Below are 17,440 nucleotides of genomic sequence, written 5' to 3'. Positions count from 1 at the left end.
CTGGCCCGATGGCACAGGTCACGGTTTCAATCGACGGCAAGCAGTACCGCATGGCCTGCGACGAGGGCCAGGAAGAGCATCTGATCGATCTCGCCGAACGCTTCGATCGTTATGTCTCGCATCTGAAGGATTCTTTTGGCGAGATTGGCGACCAGCGGCTGACCGTCATGGCCGGCATCATGGTGATGGACGAGCTTTCCGAACTGCAGAAGCGCGTCAAGGGCATGGAGAGCGAAGTGCTGACCTTGCGCAAGACGCGCGACGAGGCACTGACCAAGGCCGACAAGAGCGACAGCGTGCTGACCAACGCGCTCGGCGCCTTGGCGCAGCGCATGGAAGACCTGGCGACGTCGCTGGCGATCACCAAGGCCTGAGGCGGGCCTCGCCGATCCCTGGCGTTTGTCTCATGCCCAATGTCACGCTTTATTTTCGCCCCGATCCGAAGGCGCGGAAAAATTTTTGCCCGTCGGGTGAATAGCCGTCATCTCCACCGTTTAATCAGTCACGTAGCGGTGCTAGGAATAGGTGCCGGCGCCGGCCGGCGATAGAATGCAGGCTAAATTTCACCAGGGGTAGGGATAGGTCATGAGTCTTCGTATCAACGACATCGCGCCGGACTTCACCGCCGAGACCACGCAAGGGACCATCAAGTTCCATGATTGGATCGGCGACGGTTGGGCGATCCTGTTCAGCCATCCGAAGAATTTCACGCCGGTCTGCACGACCGAGCTTGGCACGATGGCGGGGCTCGAGGGCGAGTTCAAGAAGCGCAACGTCAAGATCATCGGCATTTCGGTCGACCCGGTCGAAAGCCACGGCAAATGGCAGGACGACATCAAGACGGCGACGGGCCATTCGGTGCATTATCCGCTGATCGGCGACAAGGACCTCAAGGTCGCCAAGCTCTACGACATGCTGCCAGGCGGCGCCGGCGAAACCTCGGAAGGCCGCACGCCCGCCGACAACGCCACCGTGCGCTCGGTCTACGTCATCGGACCGGACAAGAAGATCAAGCTGGTGCTGACCTATCCGATGACGACGGGGCGCAACTTCGACGAGATCCTGCGCGCGGTCGATTCCATGCAGCTCACCGCCAAGCACCAGGTGGCGACGCCGGCGAACTGGAAGCAGGGCGAGGACGTCATCATCACGGCCGCCGTTTCCAACGAGGATGCGATCAAGCGCTTCGGCGCTTACGAGACCATCCTGCCCTACCTCAGGAAGACCAAACAACCTTCCGCCTGAAGCCGACTCGTCGGAACAGTTTTTGGTTTTCCTCTCCTGCGAGCCAAGTCATGCTTGACTGGCTCGACGGGGCGGACAACCATGCTCGCGGCGGGTTCCGGCGGAGAAAATCGTTCCTGCCGGCTGTGAGCGATGGAGCCGGGAATGGATGTAGCTTTGGCCAGGCCTTTGGTCAGCGGCTTCTATGACAAGCCGACCGGAGCCATCCAGTATGTCGTCGCGGACCCGACGACGAAGCGCTGCGCCATCATCGATCCGATCCTGGATTTCGACGAGAAATCCGGCGCAACGGGTACGAGGAGCGCGGATGCGCTGCTCGCTTTCATTGGAGAAAATGGGCTGGAGCTCGAGTGGATTCTCGACACCCATCCCCACGCCGACCATTTCTCAGCGGCGCACTATCTGAAACAGAAGACCGAAGCGCCGATGGCGATCGGCGACAGGATCGTCGACGTCCAGGCACTATGGAAGGTCATCTACAACTGGCCCGATTTTCCCGCCGACGGTTCGCAGTGGGACAGGCTGTTTGCCGAAGGCGAGACGTTTCGGATCGGAACCCTTCCAGTCAAGGTGCTGTTCTCACCCGGACATACGCTGGCCTCGATCACCTATGTGATCGGTGACGCCGCCTTCGTGCATGACTCGCTGTTCATGCCCGACAGCGGCACGGCAAGGACGGATTTTCCCGGCGGCAGCGCCGCGCGGCTCTGGCGTTCGATCCGGGGCATCCTGGCCTTGCCGGAGGAAACCCGGCTGTTCGTCGGCCATGATTACCAGGCCGGCGGGCGCGAGCCGATGTGGGAGAGCACGGTCGGAGCGCAAAAGGCGACCAACATCCATCTTGTCGCTGCCCGCAGCGAGGCCGAGTTCGTCGCCCTGCGCGAGGCGCGTGACCGGACATTGCCGATGCCGCGGCTGATCCTGCATGCGCTGCAGGTCAACATGAATGGCGGACGGCTGCCGGAGCCGGAAGCCAATGGCCGGCGGTACCTCAAGTTTCCGCTTGATGGGCTTTGAGGGTACGCTCCGGCTTCTTGTATACGAAGAGGGCGGCGCCAGTTTCCTGACGCCGCCCTCTATTTCGTAATCGGTCCCGGCTTTAAGCCGCCGGCTGCGCCTCGATGGTGCGCAGCGCCTGCATCTGGCGCTTGGCGGCGGCCTTGACGGCATCCTGCACCTTCTCGAAAGCGCGCACCTCGATCTGGCGCACGCGCTCGCGGCTGATGTCGAACTCGGCCGAAAGCTCTTCCAGGGTGAGCGGCTCCTCGGCGAGGCGACGCGCCTCGAAGATGCGCCGCTCGCGATCGTTGAGCACGGCCAGAGCGCCCGACAGCATGCCGCGCCGGTTTTCCAGTTCGTCCTGCTCGATCAGCATCTCTTCCTGGCTTTCGTGGTCGTCGACCAGCCAGTCCTGCCATTCGCCGGACTCGCCTTCCGTCGCCCGGATCGGCGCGTTGAGTGACGCGTCGCCGGACAGGCGGCGGTTCATCGACACCACTTCGGCCTCGGAAACGTTCAGCCGCGTGGCGATTTCGGCGATCTGGTCGGGCTTGAGATCGCCGTCGTCCAGCGCTTGAATCTTGCCCTTCACCTTGCGGAGATTGAAGAACAGGCGCTTCTGGTTGGCGGTCGTGCCCATCTTGACCAGGCTCCACGAGCGCAGGATGTATTCCTGGATCGAGGCCTTGATCCACCACATGGCGTAGGTCGCGAGGCGGAAACCGCGCTCGGGTTCGAATTTCTTGACGGCCTGCATCAGGCCGACATTGCCTTCCGAGATCACCTCGCCGATCGGCAAGCCGTAGCCGCGATAGCCCATGGCGATCTTGGCGACGAGCCTCAAATGGCTGGTGACGAGCTTATGCGCGGCCGTGGTGTCTTCATGCTCGGCATAACGCTTGGCGAGCATGTATTCTTCCTGCGGCTGAAGCATGGGAAAGCGGCGGATTTCTTCCAGATAGCGGCTGAGGCCGCCTTCGCCGGAAACGATACTGGGTAATGACTGGGCCATGATAGCGCCCCCTCTCTATTGGAGTAATGCCCCCGAAACGCGGCGGGCATGTGACGCGAGCACCAAAAGGCTCGCCCGCGACATCAGATCTTATACAGGAACAAAACCAGAAAAGACAGGCATTTGTTCAACACGAAACAGTGTGTCACGCTGAAGTGAACAATGACAGTCAGGTTTTTTGATGGTTGGTTCAGAGTTTGCGGAAGCCTTCGACGAGTTCCTCCATATCCTCCGGTATCGACGCCTCGAACCTCATCGTTAAATGGGTAGTGGGGTGCCGAAATGCAAGGAGCCAGGCATGCAAAGCTTGCCGGGAAAATGCCTTGACCTGAGTTTTCAGGGGCTCCGGCAGCCGATTGGCCTTGGTGCGGAATGCCAAGCCGTAATCGGGATCGCCGATAACGGGATGGCCGATATGGGCCATGTGGACGCGGATCTGGTGGGTGCGGCCGGTTTCCAGCCGGCATTCGACGAGGCTCGCGGTGGCGAATTCCCGCTGGCCCTCGCCGAAGCGCTCTTGCACGGCAAAGCGGGTGACGGCGTGGCGCGCGTCGTCGCGGCCTTCCGGCACGACGGCGCGGCGCACCCGGTCGGCGGCGCGGCCAAGCGGCGCATCGATCGTGCCGGTCGGCCTTTGCGGTGTACCCCAGACCAAAGCCAGGTAGGCGCGTTCGAGGTCGCCGGTCAGGCCGTGGTCGGCGAAAGCTTCCGATAGCGACTTATGGGCGCGGTCGGTCTTGGCGACCACCATGACGCCGCTGGTCTCCTTGTCGAGGCGGTGGACGATGCCCGGGCGACGCACCCCGCCAATGCCCGACAGGCTGTCGCCGCAATGGTGGATGAGCGCATTGACCAGCGTGCCGGTCCAGTTGCCGGCGCCGGGGTGCACGACAAGCCCCGCCGGCTTGTTGATGACGATCAACTCGTTGTCTTCGTAGAGCACGTCGAGCGCGATGTTCTCGCCCTGCGGCAGCGCCGGTTCCGGTTCCGGCATAGCGACCGACACATTTTCGCCAGCGCTCATCTTGCGCTTGGTTTCGTTGACCGGCTTGCCGTCGATGACGACGCCGCCTTGCCTGATCAGCATCTGCACGCGACTGCGTGACATGTCCGGGCCAAGCGCTGCCGCCAGCCACTGGTCGAGGCGTTGGCCGGCCGCATCCGCGCCGGCGACCAGCAAGGTGGGCGCGGCCTCTATCAATTCAGGGGCCTCTTCGCTATGAGCGCTCATCGAAAAACCATTCCGGAATATTTGCCATGGCCCGGCCCGATGCCGATGAAGAGCAGGAAAAGCCGCTTGACCCCGCGGTCGACAAGCTGCGCGGCAGGCTCATCCGCTTCATGGCCATCAATCTCGGCCTGCTCCTTCTGGCTCTTATGGTGGTGATCGCGGCGATTGTCTACAAATCACGCAAGGCAACGCCGGTGAGCCCGCCGCTGGCCGGCGACGTCCAGGTGCCCGCCGGCGAACCGCTCAGCGGGGACATCGTGCTGCCGGTAGGCTCCCGGGTGGTCGGTCAGTCACTGTCGGGCAGCCGCCTTTCTATCGACGCCGAGCTTGCCGACGGCAGCCGTGCGATCTTCGTCTATGATATCGCCGAGCGCCGCCTGATCGGCCGTTTTGCAATCCGCAACAAATAGGCAGGCGGCAATGCAGCAAACAAGTTTGCGCCGGATATGACCGGGTTTGCCGAACATCGCCGTGTCGCGACCGTGACGCTGGTCGTCGCCGATTATGACGAGGCGATCGCCTGGTATGTCGAGCGGCTGGGTTTTACCCTGACCGAGGATGTCGATCTCGGCGGCGGCAAGCGCTGGGTGACCGTCGCGCCGGACAACGGACAGGGTGCCAGGCTGCTGCTTGCCGAGGCGTCCGACGAGGCGCAGAGGAAAAGCATCGGCAACCAGACCGGCGGCCGGGTCTTCCTGTTCCTCGAAACCGACGATTTTCTCCGTGATCACGCCGCCATGCTGAACAAGGGCGTCGAATTCCGCGAGGCGCCGCGCTTCGAGCCCTACGGCACCGTGGCCGTTTTCGCCGATCTCCACGGCAATCTCTGGGACCTGATCGAGCTGAAACGCTAGCTTGCCGGCTGTTTTTCGTTCGATGCTGCAAAGCCGGCAAACCCCAGTTGCTTTTTCCCAGCCGCCAGCCTATATCGCCCCTTCTTGAACGCGCCCATCGTCTAGCGGTCAGGACACCGCCCTCTCACGGCGGGAACAGGGGTTCGATTCCCCTTGGGCGTACCAAGCAACGGCCCGGTCGTTGCCCTCCTGACAAGCTAACAAGTTCGGACCAATACCTGCATGGCTCGGCATGCCTCGAAAGCGTGCACGATGCCCCGTGAAAAACCGGCAGTTCCCATGCCCGAATCCACCTGCCGGAAGCCGAGTTCAGGGCGGTCGCCTGGACCATTCTACCGCAAGATGATGATGGTCTTCACGGCTATCGAATCCTGACTTGGTGCGTGGGACGGCAGGCACGTTAAGGTTTGGTTTACCAATAGCCTGTCTACTGGAGACAATTCGCTTTCGGCCCGCGACCACGGATGTACTGGCGCAACTGTCGAGGCGGAAAGGAAAGGTCGGCTCAGTGCCGGCCTTTTTGTTTTCGGCATTGGCTCGCATCGGTCTCGCTCCGTCGCCCGGGCGGCTTCGCAGTCGGCTCTCTCCGAACAACTTTTTGGCGAGGGATATTGCCATTGCCTGTATCGGCCCTACCATCGATTCCGGCAGTCCGCGCGCGGATTGCCGGCTGGTCGTGACGATGAGGCGTGCGATGAAAGGCGTTGCAAAGCTGGTGATCGCGGGTGTGGTGTCGACAGGTGTCGTATGCACATCGGTTGCCGCAACGCTCAACACCATGGACGCTGTCGGGGCCGCGATTCAGTCGTGCTGGACGCCGCCCGCCGACGCCGGGAATTCGACTGTAACCCTGAGTTTCAGTTTCAAGCGCGACGGTACTCTGATCGGCGCGCCGCGACCAACCGCCGTCAAGGTGGCCGGCGACGACAAGGCGCGTCAGTCGTTCATCGAGGCGGCAATAGCGGCGGTGAAGAATTGTACGCCGCTGAGTTTATCGCCGGAGCTGTCGCAAGGAATTGCCGGCAACGTGTTCACACAGCAATTCGTTTCGCCCAAGCAGTAGCGGCACGCCCAAAAAAGTCTGCCATGGAACGGGCATCAAGGTGGCTGGTTCGTCTGAATCGGAAAGCTGCGTCGGGCGTCTTTCCCTGGTTGGCGCAAATCAACGGCTCAGGCGCCGTACTTCGGCATGCCGTGCCAGATCCGGTGTCTCAAAGACATAGTCGCTCCATGCCGATTCAGGAATCTGCCCGGCCAGATAGCACTCGAGCAACAGGTTTTGCTCGGGGTTGAGCGGCCGTGGGCCACGCTCGTGATCTCGCCCGAGGGAGTGAAAAAGGTTTCTTGTCAGTTCCGACACCGTGAAGTGGATCGACATCCGCGTTCTCCTTCGCCCCTCAACGCAGCAGCACGAGCAAAGGTTTCAAGGCCAGAGACCGGTAACGCCCGATTGATCGCATGGCTCGACACATCGGCCTGCCGACGAACGCGGATCTGTCTCCGTTGCTTCCCTTTTCGTCTCAATCTTGAAATAAAAATGTAATATGGAATTTACATGCAGGACTATATTACACCAGATGAAGGTTTGTTGAGGTTAAAAGCCTTAAAATATTAGGTATAGCTCATTTAGTGGAAGTTTGCCCAAGTCGAAAGAGCGTAGTTGCGGACTATCTGCAACAAGGATCATGGCGTTCGGATGACCCGTTTCTGTCTTTCGATGATGATGGCGCTGGCAACGGTCGCTGCGTTTGCGTCCGGCACGACACCTTCCTACGCGGACAGTTGTGGTGCGATCAAAAGTCAATTGCTGTCCGCTGGTCACGGCGGAGGCGTGAGCCCGGCACTGGCTCAGCTTCGTCGCCAGCTCGCGGCAATCCAGGGCCTGGAGAGGCAGCGCAAGTGCACCGCGCAAAGTGCCGCGAGCGGCTTCTTCAACGCTTGTGCCGACCTCGCTCGAAACCGGACTGAGGTGCAGCGCCAGATCGCGGCTGCGTCCAATTCCGGCCGTGACAATCTGCAGGCGCGGTTCGCGGCGCTCGGCTGTTCATCGGGGGTAAAGCAGGAGCGCCCGGCGCCGAAGGCGAAATCCGCGACGGCAGCGGCCGGGGCCACGACCGGCGGCAATGCGATGCTGTTTTGCGTCCGCCTTTCCGATGGGTATTTCTTCCCCGCGCCAAAGTCGCAATTCGCCGGCAACCGCGATCTCAAGGAAATGGCCGATCAATGCCGCTACATCTGCGATGATCCGGCGGTCGATCTCTACACGCTGAGCGATATCAGCCAGGAAACCGACAGCATGGTGGCGCTCGACACGCGCAAACCATACACCGAGTTGCCGGCCGCTTTCCGGTATCGTGACGATGCCAATTTCAAGGCCTGCGACGTCAAGCGTTATTGTCAGCGGGTTGCCGAACTGAGGGCTAGGACGGTGACGCCCACGAACATGACCAATGCAATCATCCCTTTGCCTCAGGCAAAGCCGGACCTCGGCAGCGTCGCGGCAATTCCGGAAACCGACATCGAGGCTCCGGGTGCCGCTCAACTCCAGTCGATCGACCCCGGCAAGCGCACCGTGCGTGTGGTCGGTCCCGCCTTCTTCCCGGCTGAATGACAGGCTGGAGCCAAGCAACCGAGGAAGGTCGCGGCGTCGCTATAGGACATTGTTCGCGGGAGCGGTCTGGCGGCACTGTCAAACGCCGAACCGCTCTATTCGCAGACCATGCGAACCCTTTGGCCGGGCGCGCTCACGTTCCTGCATGCCAATTGCTTTTCGGAGTCCGATGACGGGGAAGGCGGCGGTGACGCCCTGGCCTGATGCCGTCTGTGCGGCGCAGGTTTCAGGGCCTTGCGCTCGGAAACCGGTCCGGGGGGTTGTGGCGGCCCCGGAAAGGCGCCGTTGTCGACCTGCGGCTGGTAATCGACATTGGGCGGTGGCCGGTCCCAGATCCGCCTGGCGTCGAGCGGCCGCGGGATGATGACCGTGCCGTCATAGCTGCGCGAGCAGCCGCCGCCGAAAAGCAGCGCCATGCCCAGCAAGAAAGACCCTATTCGTCCATACATTAGCAACACCCCTGCGCATGCTTATAGCGCGGCCTTGCCGCGCGCCACAACCGGACGGAATAACGCAGCAGGAACAAGCCGGTTGCGCCGTTAAGGTTAGCGGATCGTTAATGCTTCTGCGGCACATTCCGCCGACGAACCGCGGAGGGAGGGTTCGGCCTTGATTTTCGGGGTGGGGACAGCATGGCGGAATCGAACGAAGCAATCGGCGCGCGCGGCAAGCGTGAGCCCGGCAAGGCCGCCGCGCATGGCGGCGATGGACCGTCCGGCGTAGACATGGATCGCGCCGGCGCGCTTCGCCAGCTCGTCGAAGCGGCTTCGGACTGGACCTGGGAAACCGACGCGGAGCTTCGCTTTTCCTGGCTTTCTCAAGACTACCAGGCTGCGACGGGCATCGATCCGGCTGATGTGCTTGGCCGGTTCCGGTTCGATTTTCTCAATCAGGTCCGGAAGGGCAACCGCAGCGCGGCAGCCCATCTGGAGGACTTGCAGGCGCACCGGCCGTTCCGCGACTTCGTCTACGAACTGAAGGGTGGCCGCCCCGACTGCCGCTGGGTGCTGACGTCAGGTTTCCCGCGTTTCGACAGTGACGGAAAATTTGCCGGCTATCGCGGCATAGGCCGCAATGTCACCGCGATGGCCAGTGCCTTCGAGGACATGGAGCCTCCGGCTGGCGGCGAGCCCGTCCAGCATCTTGCCGATCTCGAGCGGACGATGGACGCCATGCATATGGGCGTCGTGCTTCTGGATGGCGGGCTCGACACGCTGATCGTCAACAAGGCCTATCGCGATCTCTCCAGGATTCCGGATGGGGCCGTCACGGTTGGAGCGCCGTTCAGCCTTTTGATGGAACTCAACCGCCGCAACGGCATCTATGGCGACATCGACGAAGAGCAATGGCAGCGCTACCTCGCCACTCGCATCGAGGAGATCAGGGGCGGTACCGTCGCACCTCGGGAGTTTGTCCACACCGATGGGCGGACCATGATGTTCTCGGTGACGGCTCTGTCGGGAGGCAAGCGGCTGCTGACCTACTATGAGGTCACCGAGGTCAAGCGTCGTGACGCGGAGATCGAGAATGCCAACGCCAAGATCGCCGAGACATTCGCCAATCTCCGCACCATGGTCGATCAGATGCCGATCGGTGTCCTCGTCCTCGATGCCGACATGCGTGCCGAGGTCATCAACCGCGCCTTTTACGATTTCTGGCAGATCGACGCCCGGCGCGCCGAGATCGGCTGCAGCTTCCGCGATCTGATGGACGCGAGCCGCGACATAGACCCCTATGGTTCGGACGACGCGACATGGCAGCGACATGTCGCCGAACGCGAGGCTGAAATCAGAGCCGGCACAGCCGGATCGCGGCAGTTCCCGCGCAATGACGGCCGGACGCTGATCTCGTCGATGGCGGCGCTGGCCGGCGGCAAGCGGTTCATTTCCTACGTCGATATCACCGACATGAAGGACCGAGAGGCTGAACTTGCCGAAGCACTGGAGAAGGCGCGGCTGGCGGAGGCCGTGATCAACGGCGTCAAGGATCCGATCTTCGTCAAGGACGACAATCTGCGATTCGTCTTCGTCAACGAGGCCTTCGCGGCGCTGTTCAAGCAGGCGCCGCAAGCCATGCTTGGCAGGCCGGGGGGCGATTTCCTCGGGCCGGCCGACGTCGCGCTTTTCGAAAGCAGCGAACGTGAGGTGCTGGCTGGCGGGCGGCAATATGAAGTGGAAGAAAGCTTCGAGGCCGACGGCGCCAGCCGTTCGCGCATTGTGAGGAAGAACCGCGTCCGCATGGCAAGCGGCCGCGACTATGTCGCCGGCTTTCTCTTCGATATTTCCGACATGAAGCGGCGCGAGACCGAAGCCGAAGATGCGCGCAAGCATCTCGCCAGCGTGCTGGAATCGCTGCCGGCAGGCGTTATCATCTACGACCGGGACGACAAGTTCGTCTTCGCCAACCACAGGCTGCAGGATTCGCTGCCGGCGCTGAAGCCCTTCTGGCAGCCCGGCCGCACTTTCCGCGAAGCGCTGGAGTTCGGCCATTCGGTCGGCTATTTCCGGTCGAGCGGCGATCCTGGAATCGACAGCCTTCACGAAGTCGATTCCGAACGCTGGCTTGATGGCATCCTGGCGCGTTACCGCCTGCCGAATTCCTCCTATGAGCGCCTCAATGGGGATGGACGCTGGTACCAGGTCTACGACATGCGCACCGGAGACGGCACCTTCATCGGCGTGCGCGTCGACATCACCGACCTGAAGAGCCGCGAGGCTGCGCTTCATCACTCGATGCGCCAGCTCGATCTCTTCCGGCATGTCATGGACGAGTTGCCGGTAGCCGCCTTCATCAAGGCGCAGGACCTGAGCATCGAATTCGTCAACAAGGCCTGGTGCGCGCTGACCGGTCTCGCCAAGGACGATGTCATCGGCCGGACCGACCGCCAGCTGTTCAGCGGCGAGGAAGCAGAGGGCTTCAGCCAGGACGACACCGATGTCGTGACGAACGGCAATGTGCGTGAGGTCGAGGAGCCCGTCACCCATCGTGACGGAACGGTGCGGCAGTTGGTGACGCGCAAGAGCCGCCTGGTGGCTACGGACGGATCGGTGCATCTGGTCGGCTCCAGCACCGACATCACCGAGGTCAAGGCACGCGAGCAAGCTCTGGAAGAGAGCATGCGCGAGAACGAGGTGTTCCGCAGCCTGATCGACAATGTACCGGTGTCGATCTACGCCAAGCGCTCCGATCTCAGGCAGTTCTATGTCAACAAGGGCTGGTGCGACCTCACCGGCTTCAGCAAGCAGGAGGCGATCGGCAACACCGACGTCGAGATCTTCGGGCCGGATGGCGAGGCCTTCGTGGCCAGCGATCTCGCCGTGCTGCGTACCGGCGAGACCCAGGAGATTGAGGAGACGGTGCGCCTTCCCGACGGCAGCGTCAGACATCAGTTCGCCCGCAAGGGCGCAATGATCGCCTCCGACGGTTCGCTCTATTTGATCGGTTCGACGACCGACATCACGGAACTGAAGCAGCGTGAGGCGGAGCTCAGCGAAGCGCGTCAGCGCGCCGTGCTCGCCGACCGCGCCAAATCGGAATTCCTCGCCAATATGAGCCATGAGATCCGCACGCCGATGAATGGCGTGCTGGGCATGGCTGAACTGCTGGCCAAATCCAATCTCGACCCGAAGCAGAAGACATTCACCGACATCATCGTCAAATCGGGCAATGCGCTGTTGACCATCATCAACGACATCCTGGATTTCTCCAAGATCGATGCCGGCCAGCTGGTGCTCGACCCGGCGCCCTTCAATCTCGCCGAGGCGATCGAGGACGTGGCGACGCTGGTGTCTACGCGGGCCAAGGAAAAGGACCTCGAGCTCATCGTGCGCATCGAGCCGCGGCTCGAAAGCCTGTTCATCGGCGATGTCGGCCGCATCCGGCAAATCGTCACCAACCTGGTCGGCAATGCGGTGAAGTTCACCGAAGAAGGCCACGTGCTGGTCGATGTGAGCGGCGAACGAGTTCCGACGGGAACCAGGCTGACGATCTCGGTCACCGACACCGGCATCGGCGTCCCCGACGAAAAACAGAAACTGGTGTTCGAGAAATTCAGCCAGGTCGACACGTCGTCGACAAGGCGCCACGAGGGCACCGGGCTTGGCCTTGCCATCACCTCGCGGCTGGTCGACCTGATGGGTGGCGACATCGGCGTCGAGAGCGCCGAAGGCAAGGGGTCGACCTTCTGGTTCACGGTGACGCTGCCGGGGGCCGGGCAGCAGAACGGGCAGCGCATCACGCCGGTGGACGTGACGGGCGCACGCGTGCTGATCGTCGACGACAATGCCGTCAACCGCGCCATCCTGACCGAGCAGATGACCTCGTGGACGTTCGATTCCTGCGCGGCCGAAAGCGGCGCCGAAGGTCTCAAGGTGCTGATCGCCGCGGCAGCCTATGGCGTGGCGGTGGATTGTGTCGTGCTCGACTACCAGATGCCTGAGATGAGCGGCGCCGAAATGGCGCGCATCGTGCGCAACACCGAGGGCCTCGCGGACACGCCGATCATCATGCTGACCTCGGTCGACCAGTCGCTTGCCAACACCAGCTACCGCGATCTCGGCATCGACGCGCAGTTGATAAAGCCGGCACGCTCCTCGGTCCTCCTGGAGACCTTGGTCGCGACCATCCAGCGCCATCGCCACGCCACCAACGATCAGGCCGTTCAGCCGCCAGCGAGCGAGGCGCTCGAGATTACCCCGCGGTCGCCTCTGGCGCTTTCCGAGCAGCGCGCGCAGCTGCAGCCGCCGCCGGTTCGTCCCAGACTGCCTGCCACCGGGGGCGGGCACAGGCTGGATATCCTCGTGGCGGAGGACAATGAGGTGAACCAGATGGTCTTCACCCAGATCCTCGGCGAGACCGGCTACGGTTTCGAGATCGTCGGCAATGGCCGCAAGGCACTCGACGCCTTCGGCACGCTCAATCCGTGCATGATCCTGATGGATGTCTCGATGCCGGAGATGAGCGGTCTCGAAGCGACGGCCGCGATCCGCCTGCTGGAGCAGGAAACCGGTACGCATGTGCCGATCGTCGGGGTCACCGCGCATGCGCTCAAGGGTGACCGCGAACGCTGCCTGGAGGCGGGCATGGACGACTATCTGCCCAAGCCGATCAGCCCCAAGGCCCTGCTCGAGAAGGTCGAGCGTTGGGTCGGCGCCGGCCGTCAGGTCCATCGCAACGCGGGATAGCGCCCGCGTCGCTGGATTTTGGATCCGGTGAGGCAAATCGAGGGAATCAGCTGGGGATTTGCCGCTACTTCCGCGTGCAGTGACTATGGTGCGATCGCGCCATATCAAAGACGGTGTCCAGCCGGAACAATAGCAAAATCGAATTCCGCTCTTCTCAGTTACGGGCGGGAGCAGCGACCGCCTGCAAGAAACAGTGTCACTCTACCCCAACGGACCTGTTTTTGGCGATGGCCCAGCCATGACACGCTCTGGCTGCGAGCAACGCGCTCCCGTCCGGATTTTCTTCACTTGGGAAAGCCCCGTCGAATTCCGGGTGCTTCCAGCCGTCGAACGGCTCAAGCCCCTGATTCCGGCGGTAAACTCGGATCGCGCCGCGAAGCGCCCGACACCGGTGCTTTTCCCGGTGCCGACGACGCGTTACCGGGCTGACATGAAACTGTCATGCGACTGTTATAATCCAAGGCTATTGGCCTCAGCGGGCGCCGGAAAGAAGTGGCGCCGAGAGACCATCTTCCGAACAGGAGCAGGCCACATGAGACACTTCATCCGCTCGGCGGCCGTTGCGATTGCAATGGCTGCGGCGTCCACCCTCACCCTTTCCGCAGCAATGGCAGCTGACCTTTCCGGCGCCGGCTCGACCTTCATCTATCCGGTGTTCGCCAAATGGGCCGACACCTACAAGAAGGATACCGGCATCGGCCTCAACTACCAGTCGATCGGCTCCGGCGGCGGCATCAAGCAGGTCATCGCCAAGACCGTGACCTTCGGCGCCACCGACAAGCCGATGTCCGACGCAGACCTCGAAAAGAACGGCCTCGTGCAGTTCCCGATGGTGATGGGCGGTATCGTGCCGATCGTCAACCTCACGGGCATCAAGCCGGGCGAACTCGTCCTCGACGGCAAGACGCTGGCCCAGATCTATCTCGGCGCCATCACCACCTGGGACGACGCCGCGATCAAGGCGCTGAACCCCTCGCTCACCCTGCCGTCGACCGCGATCGCGGTCGTGCATCGCTCGGACGGTTCGGGCACGACCTTCAACTTCACCGACTACCTGGTGAAACTGTCGCCCGACTGGAAGAACAAGGTTGGTTCGGACACGGCCGTCGAATGGCCAACCGGCGTCGGTGCCAAGGGCAGCGAAGGCGTTGCAAACACCGTCAAGCAGACCGACGGCGGCATCGGCTACGTCGAATATGCCTATGCCAAGCAGAACAAGCTGTCCTACTCCAAGATGGTGAATGCAGCCGGCAAGGTCGTCGAGCCGTCGCTCGAATCCTTCGGCGCCGCCGCTTCGAATGCCGACTTCAAGGGCGCGAAGAACTTCAACGTCATCATCACCAACGAGCCCGGCGACGCCACCTGGCCGATCGCCGCCTCGACCTGGGTGCTGATCCACAAGGCTCCGGACGATGCCGCGGCCACCGGCGAAGCGCTCAAGTTCTTTGCCTGGGCTTACAAGGACGGCAAGGAAACCGCCAAGGCGCTCGACTATGTGTCGATCCCCGATAGCGTCGTCGACCTGATCAAGGCTTCGTGGAAGGCCGACATCAAGGCCGACGGCAAGCCCGTCTACGCCGGCGAGTAATATCTTTCTGGAGGAGCGCCGCCCCGCGGCGCTCCTTTTCAATCAACACAAAGAGCCGAGCTTGACATGAGCGCTGCCCAGGAAGCCTTGCCAGCCATTCGAGGTTCACGCGACGCCACCGTCAGACGGTTCGCGTTGACCGATTCGATCTTCCATGGGCTGACCCGCGCCGCCGCCATTCTCGTGCTGGTGCTGCTCGGCGGCGTTGCCATCTCCTTGTTCGCCGGTTCCTGGCAGGCACTGTCGACCTTCGGCTTCTCCTTTCTGACCACCGAGAGCTGGAATCCCGTTACCGAGAAATTCGGCGCCTTGGCGCCGATCTATGGCACCATCATCACTTCGGCCATCGCTATCCTGATCGCCGTGCCGCTCGGCATCGGCATCGCCATTTTTCTGACCGAGCTTTGCCCGCGCCCACTTCGGCGCCCAATCGGCATGGCGGTGGAGCTGCTGGCCGGCATTCCTTCGATCATCTACGGTATCTGGGGTCTGTTCGTGCTGGCACCGTTCCTGCAGACGACAGTGCAACCTTTCATCATCAGCGTGTTCCATGGCATTCCCGGCCTTAACAGCCTGTTCGCCGGGCCCCCTTATGGCATTGGCCTGCTGACCTCGGCGATGATCCTGGCCATCATGATCCTGCCTTTCATCACCTCGATCACCAAGGATGTGTTCGACACGGTGCCGCCGGTGCTGAAGGAGTCCGCCTACGGCATTGGCTGCACGACCTGGGAGGTAACACGCCGGGTCGTCGTCCCCTACACCCGCATCGGCATAATGGGCGGCGTCATGCTTGCTCTCGGCCGTGCGCTCGGTGAAACCATGGCGGTCACCTTCGTCATCGGCAACGCCCACCGGATCAGCGCCTCGCTGTTCGCGCCGGCAACGACGATCTCGGCAACCATCGCCAACGAATTCACCGAAGCCGTCGGCGATCTCTACACCTCCTCGCTGGTGGCGCTCGGCCTGATCCTGTTCGTCATCACCTTCCTCATCCTTGCCATCGCCCGGTACATGCTGATGCGCATCGATGCCCGTACCGGAGTCTGACCGATGTCGACAGCCGCATCGCTTCACCAGAGCCGCAAGCGCAAGAACGGCGTGATGATGACGCTCTGCGTCATCGCCGCCGGCATCGGCCTTGCCTGGCTGGCGCTGATCCTCGGCGCGCTGCTCTATAAGGGTCTGTCGGGCGTTTCGCTCTCGGTGTTCACGGAAATGACCCCGCCGCCCGGTGATGCCGGTGGCCTGCTCAACGCCATCTACGGCAGCATCGTGATGACCATCATCGGCATCGTCGTCGGCACGCCGATCGGCGTGCTGGCCGGCACCTACATGGCCGAATACGGCCGCTTTTCGAAACTCACCACCGTGGTACGCTTTATCAACGACATCCTGCTGTCGGCGCCCTCAATCATCATCGGCCTGTTCGTCTACGAATTGATGGTGCGGCCGATGGGGCATTTCTCGGCCATCGCCGGTGCCGTGGCACTGGCCATCCTGGTCATTCCCGTCGTGGTGCGCACCACCGAGGACATGCTCAACCTTGTGCCGAACGCCTTGCGCGAGGCCGGCACGGCGATTGGCGCGCCACGCTGGGTGGTCATCCGTTCGGTGGCCTACCGCGCGGCGATGTCCGGCATCGTCACCGGCATATTGCTGGCCATCGCCCGCATTTCCGGCGAGACGGCGCCACTTCTTTTCACGGCGCTGAACAACCAGTTCTGGTCGAGCAACCTCAACGCGCCGATGGCCAGCCTGCCGGTCACCATCTTCCAGTTCGCTCTCAGCCCCTATGAGGAATGGCAGCAACTGGCCTGGACCGGCGCACTCATAATCACATTGACGGTTCTCGCGCTCAGCATCTTTGCGCGCAGCCTGACCGGACGCAGAGAGGACAAATGAGCCAGATGTTGTCTCCAGACATGACGATTGCCACCGAGGCGGCCGCCAAGGCGAAGATCGAGGTCAAGAACCTCAATTTCTACTACGGCCAGTCGAAGGCGCTGAAGGACATCACGCTGTCGCTGCCCGAGCGCAGCGTGACGGCCTTCATTGGACCGTCGGGTTGCGGAAAGTCGACGCTGCTGCGCGTCTTCAACCGCATCTACGAACTCTACCCCAAGCAGACCGCCGAGGGTCAGGTGCTGCTCGACGGCCAGAACGTTCTCGACCGCTCGCAGGATCTCAACCTGTTGCGCACCAAGATCGGCATGGTGTTCCAGAAGCCGACGCCGTTCCCGATGTCGATCTATGAGAACATCGCCTTCGGCGTCAGGCTCTATGAGAAGATCGGCAAGGCCGAGATGGACGGCCGTGTCGAGCAGGCGCTGAAGCGCGCCGCGCTGTGGAACGAGGTCAAGGACAAGCTCAATGCCAGCGGCCTCAGTCTGTCGGGCGGCCAGCAGCAGCGGCTTTGCATCGCCCGCACCGTGGCGGTGAAGCCGGAGGTCATCCTGCTCGACGAGCCGGCCTCGGCGCTCGACCCATTGTCGACTGCCAAGATCGAGGAATTGATCGACGAGTTGCAGGCCGACTACACGATCGTCATCGTCACACACAACATGCAGCAGGCCGCGCGGGTCTCGAAGCAGACGGCTTTCATGTATCTGGGCGAGCTGGTCGAATTCGACAAGACCGAGAAGATCTTCACGTCGCCTCGCGAGAAGCGCACGCAGGACTACATCACCGGCCGCTTCGGCTGATCTCACGCATAC

The 17,440-nt window shown here is 62.3% G+C and carries 16 protein-coding genes and 1 tRNA gene; 13 read left to right on the top strand and 4 right to left on the bottom strand.

Translation table 11 applies throughout. The annotated features are described in order from the left end of the window. The first annotated feature begins 8 nt into the window (after positions 1–8). The 3 genes from FJ492_RS10180 (at position 9) to FJ492_RS10170 (ending at position 2,262) form a co-directional block, all read left to right on the top strand. Positions 9–374: a cell division protein ZapA gene (locus tag FJ492_RS10180; RefSeq protein WP_027141889.1), complete on the top strand. Its 366-nt coding sequence runs from the start codon at positions 9–11 to the stop codon at positions 372–374. A 211-nt stretch (positions 375–585) separates the two neighbouring features. After that, the gene (locus tag FJ492_RS10175; protein WP_140509714.1) at positions 586–1,245 is read left to right on the top strand and encodes a peroxiredoxin; all 660 of its coding nucleotides are present in this window, start codon (positions 586–588) and stop codon (positions 1,243–1,245) included. Between the two features lie 144 nt (positions 1,246–1,389). After that, complete coding sequence (locus FJ492_RS10170; protein WP_140712947.1) at positions 1,390–2,262, top strand: MBL fold metallo-hydrolase; 873 nt, start codon at positions 1,390–1,392, stop codon at positions 2,260–2,262. Positions 2,263–2,344: 82 nt separating this feature from the next. On the opposite strand, the gene rpoH is transcribed toward FJ492_RS10170, so the two are convergent. Both rpoH and FJ492_RS10160 read right to left on the bottom strand, forming a co-directional pair. Next, positions 2,345–3,256 carry an RNA polymerase sigma factor RpoH gene (rpoH, locus tag FJ492_RS10165; protein ID WP_015315375.1) on the bottom strand — a complete coding sequence of 304 codons (912 nt, stop codon included), beginning with the start codon at positions 3,254–3,256 and terminating at the stop codon, positions 2,345–2,347. A gap of 190 nt (positions 3,257–3,446) precedes the next feature. Then, positions 3,447–4,487 (bottom strand): RluA family pseudouridine synthase, encoded by a 1,041-nt coding sequence (locus FJ492_RS10160; RefSeq protein WP_140769799.1) that lies wholly within the window; start codon positions 4,485–4,487, stop codon positions 3,447–3,449. Between the two features lie 26 nt (positions 4,488–4,513). Here FJ492_RS10160 and FJ492_RS10155 point away from each other — a divergent pair, with 26 nt between their 5' ends. The 4 genes from FJ492_RS10155 (at position 4,514) to FJ492_RS10140 (ending at position 6,404) form a co-directional block, all read left to right on the top strand. Continuing rightward, a complete protein-coding gene (locus tag FJ492_RS10155; RefSeq protein ID WP_140509720.1) occupies positions 4,514–4,897 on the top strand; it encodes a fimbrial protein in 384 nt (127 codons plus the stop codon). Between the two features lie 36 nt (positions 4,898–4,933). Beyond that, positions 4,934–5,341 (top strand): VOC family protein, encoded by a 408-nt coding sequence (locus FJ492_RS10150; protein WP_140748082.1) that lies wholly within the window; start codon positions 4,934–4,936, stop codon positions 5,339–5,341. 90 nt (positions 5,342–5,431) lie between these two features. After that, positions 5,432–5,506, top strand: a tRNA-Glu gene (locus FJ492_RS10145). A 529-nt stretch (positions 5,507–6,035) separates the two neighbouring features. After that, complete coding sequence (locus FJ492_RS10140; protein ID WP_140509724.1) at positions 6,036–6,404, top strand: cell envelope integrity protein TolA; 369 nt, start codon at positions 6,036–6,038, stop codon at positions 6,402–6,404. A gap of 99 nt (positions 6,405–6,503) precedes the next feature. Here FJ492_RS10140 and FJ492_RS10135 read toward each other — a convergent pair whose 3' ends face one another. Continuing rightward, positions 6,504–6,719, bottom strand: a complete 216-nt coding sequence (locus FJ492_RS10135) for a hypothetical protein (RefSeq protein ID WP_084636366.1) — start codon at positions 6,717–6,719, stop codon at positions 6,504–6,506. A 318-nt stretch (positions 6,720–7,037) separates the two neighbouring features. On the opposite strand from FJ492_RS10135, the gene FJ492_RS10130 reads away from it, so the two are divergent. Then, positions 7,038–7,952 (top strand): DUF2865 domain-containing protein, encoded by a 915-nt coding sequence (locus tag FJ492_RS10130; RefSeq protein WP_140769797.1) that lies wholly within the window; start codon positions 7,038–7,040, stop codon positions 7,950–7,952. Positions 7,953–8,047: 95 nt separating this feature from the next. Here the strand turns inward: FJ492_RS10130 and FJ492_RS10125 are convergent, their stop codons facing one another. After that, entirely contained in the window at positions 8,048–8,368 is a 321-nt protein-coding gene (locus FJ492_RS10125; RefSeq protein WP_246675959.1) for a hypothetical protein, read from the bottom strand. Between the two features lie 216 nt (positions 8,369–8,584). On the opposite strand from FJ492_RS10125, the gene FJ492_RS10120 reads away from it, so the two are divergent. The 5 genes from FJ492_RS10120 to pstB all read left to right on the top strand — a co-directional run bounded on the left by FJ492_RS10120 (position 8,585) and on the right by pstB (position 17,428). After that, positions 8,585–13,135 carry a PAS domain-containing protein gene (locus tag FJ492_RS10120; protein WP_181166626.1) on the top strand — a complete coding sequence of 1,517 codons (4,551 nt, stop codon included), beginning with the start codon at positions 8,585–8,587 and terminating at the stop codon, positions 13,133–13,135. 532 nt (positions 13,136–13,667) lie between these two features. Beyond that, positions 13,668–14,723 (top strand): phosphate ABC transporter substrate-binding protein PstS, encoded by a 1,056-nt coding sequence (gene pstS / locus FJ492_RS10115; protein ID WP_140769793.1) that lies wholly within the window; start codon positions 13,668–13,670, stop codon positions 14,721–14,723. A gap of 66 nt (positions 14,724–14,789) precedes the next feature. After that, positions 14,790–15,773, top strand: a complete 984-nt coding sequence (gene pstC / locus FJ492_RS10110; protein WP_140712935.1) for a phosphate ABC transporter permease subunit PstC — start codon at positions 14,790–14,792, stop codon at positions 15,771–15,773. A 3-nt stretch (positions 15,774–15,776) separates the two neighbouring features. Then, complete coding sequence (pstA, locus tag FJ492_RS10105) at positions 15,777–16,628, top strand: phosphate ABC transporter permease PstA (protein ID WP_015315385.1); 852 nt, start codon at positions 15,777–15,779, stop codon at positions 16,626–16,628. After that, on the top strand, positions 16,625–17,428 hold the full coding sequence (gene pstB, locus FJ492_RS10100; protein WP_140509733.1) for a phosphate ABC transporter ATP-binding protein PstB: 804 nt from the start codon (positions 16,625–16,627) through the stop codon (positions 17,426–17,428). Before pstA ends, pstB begins: the two co-directional genes overlap by 4 nt. The last annotated feature ends 12 nt before the right edge of the window (positions 17,429–17,440 follow it).

Source organism: Mesorhizobium sp. B2-5-4 (genome assembly GCF_006441095.1).
Classification (GTDB): domain Bacteria; phylum Pseudomonadota; class Alphaproteobacteria; order Rhizobiales; family Rhizobiaceae; genus Mesorhizobium; species Mesorhizobium salmacidum.
This window is presented reverse-complemented; position numbering and strand designations above follow the sequence as displayed.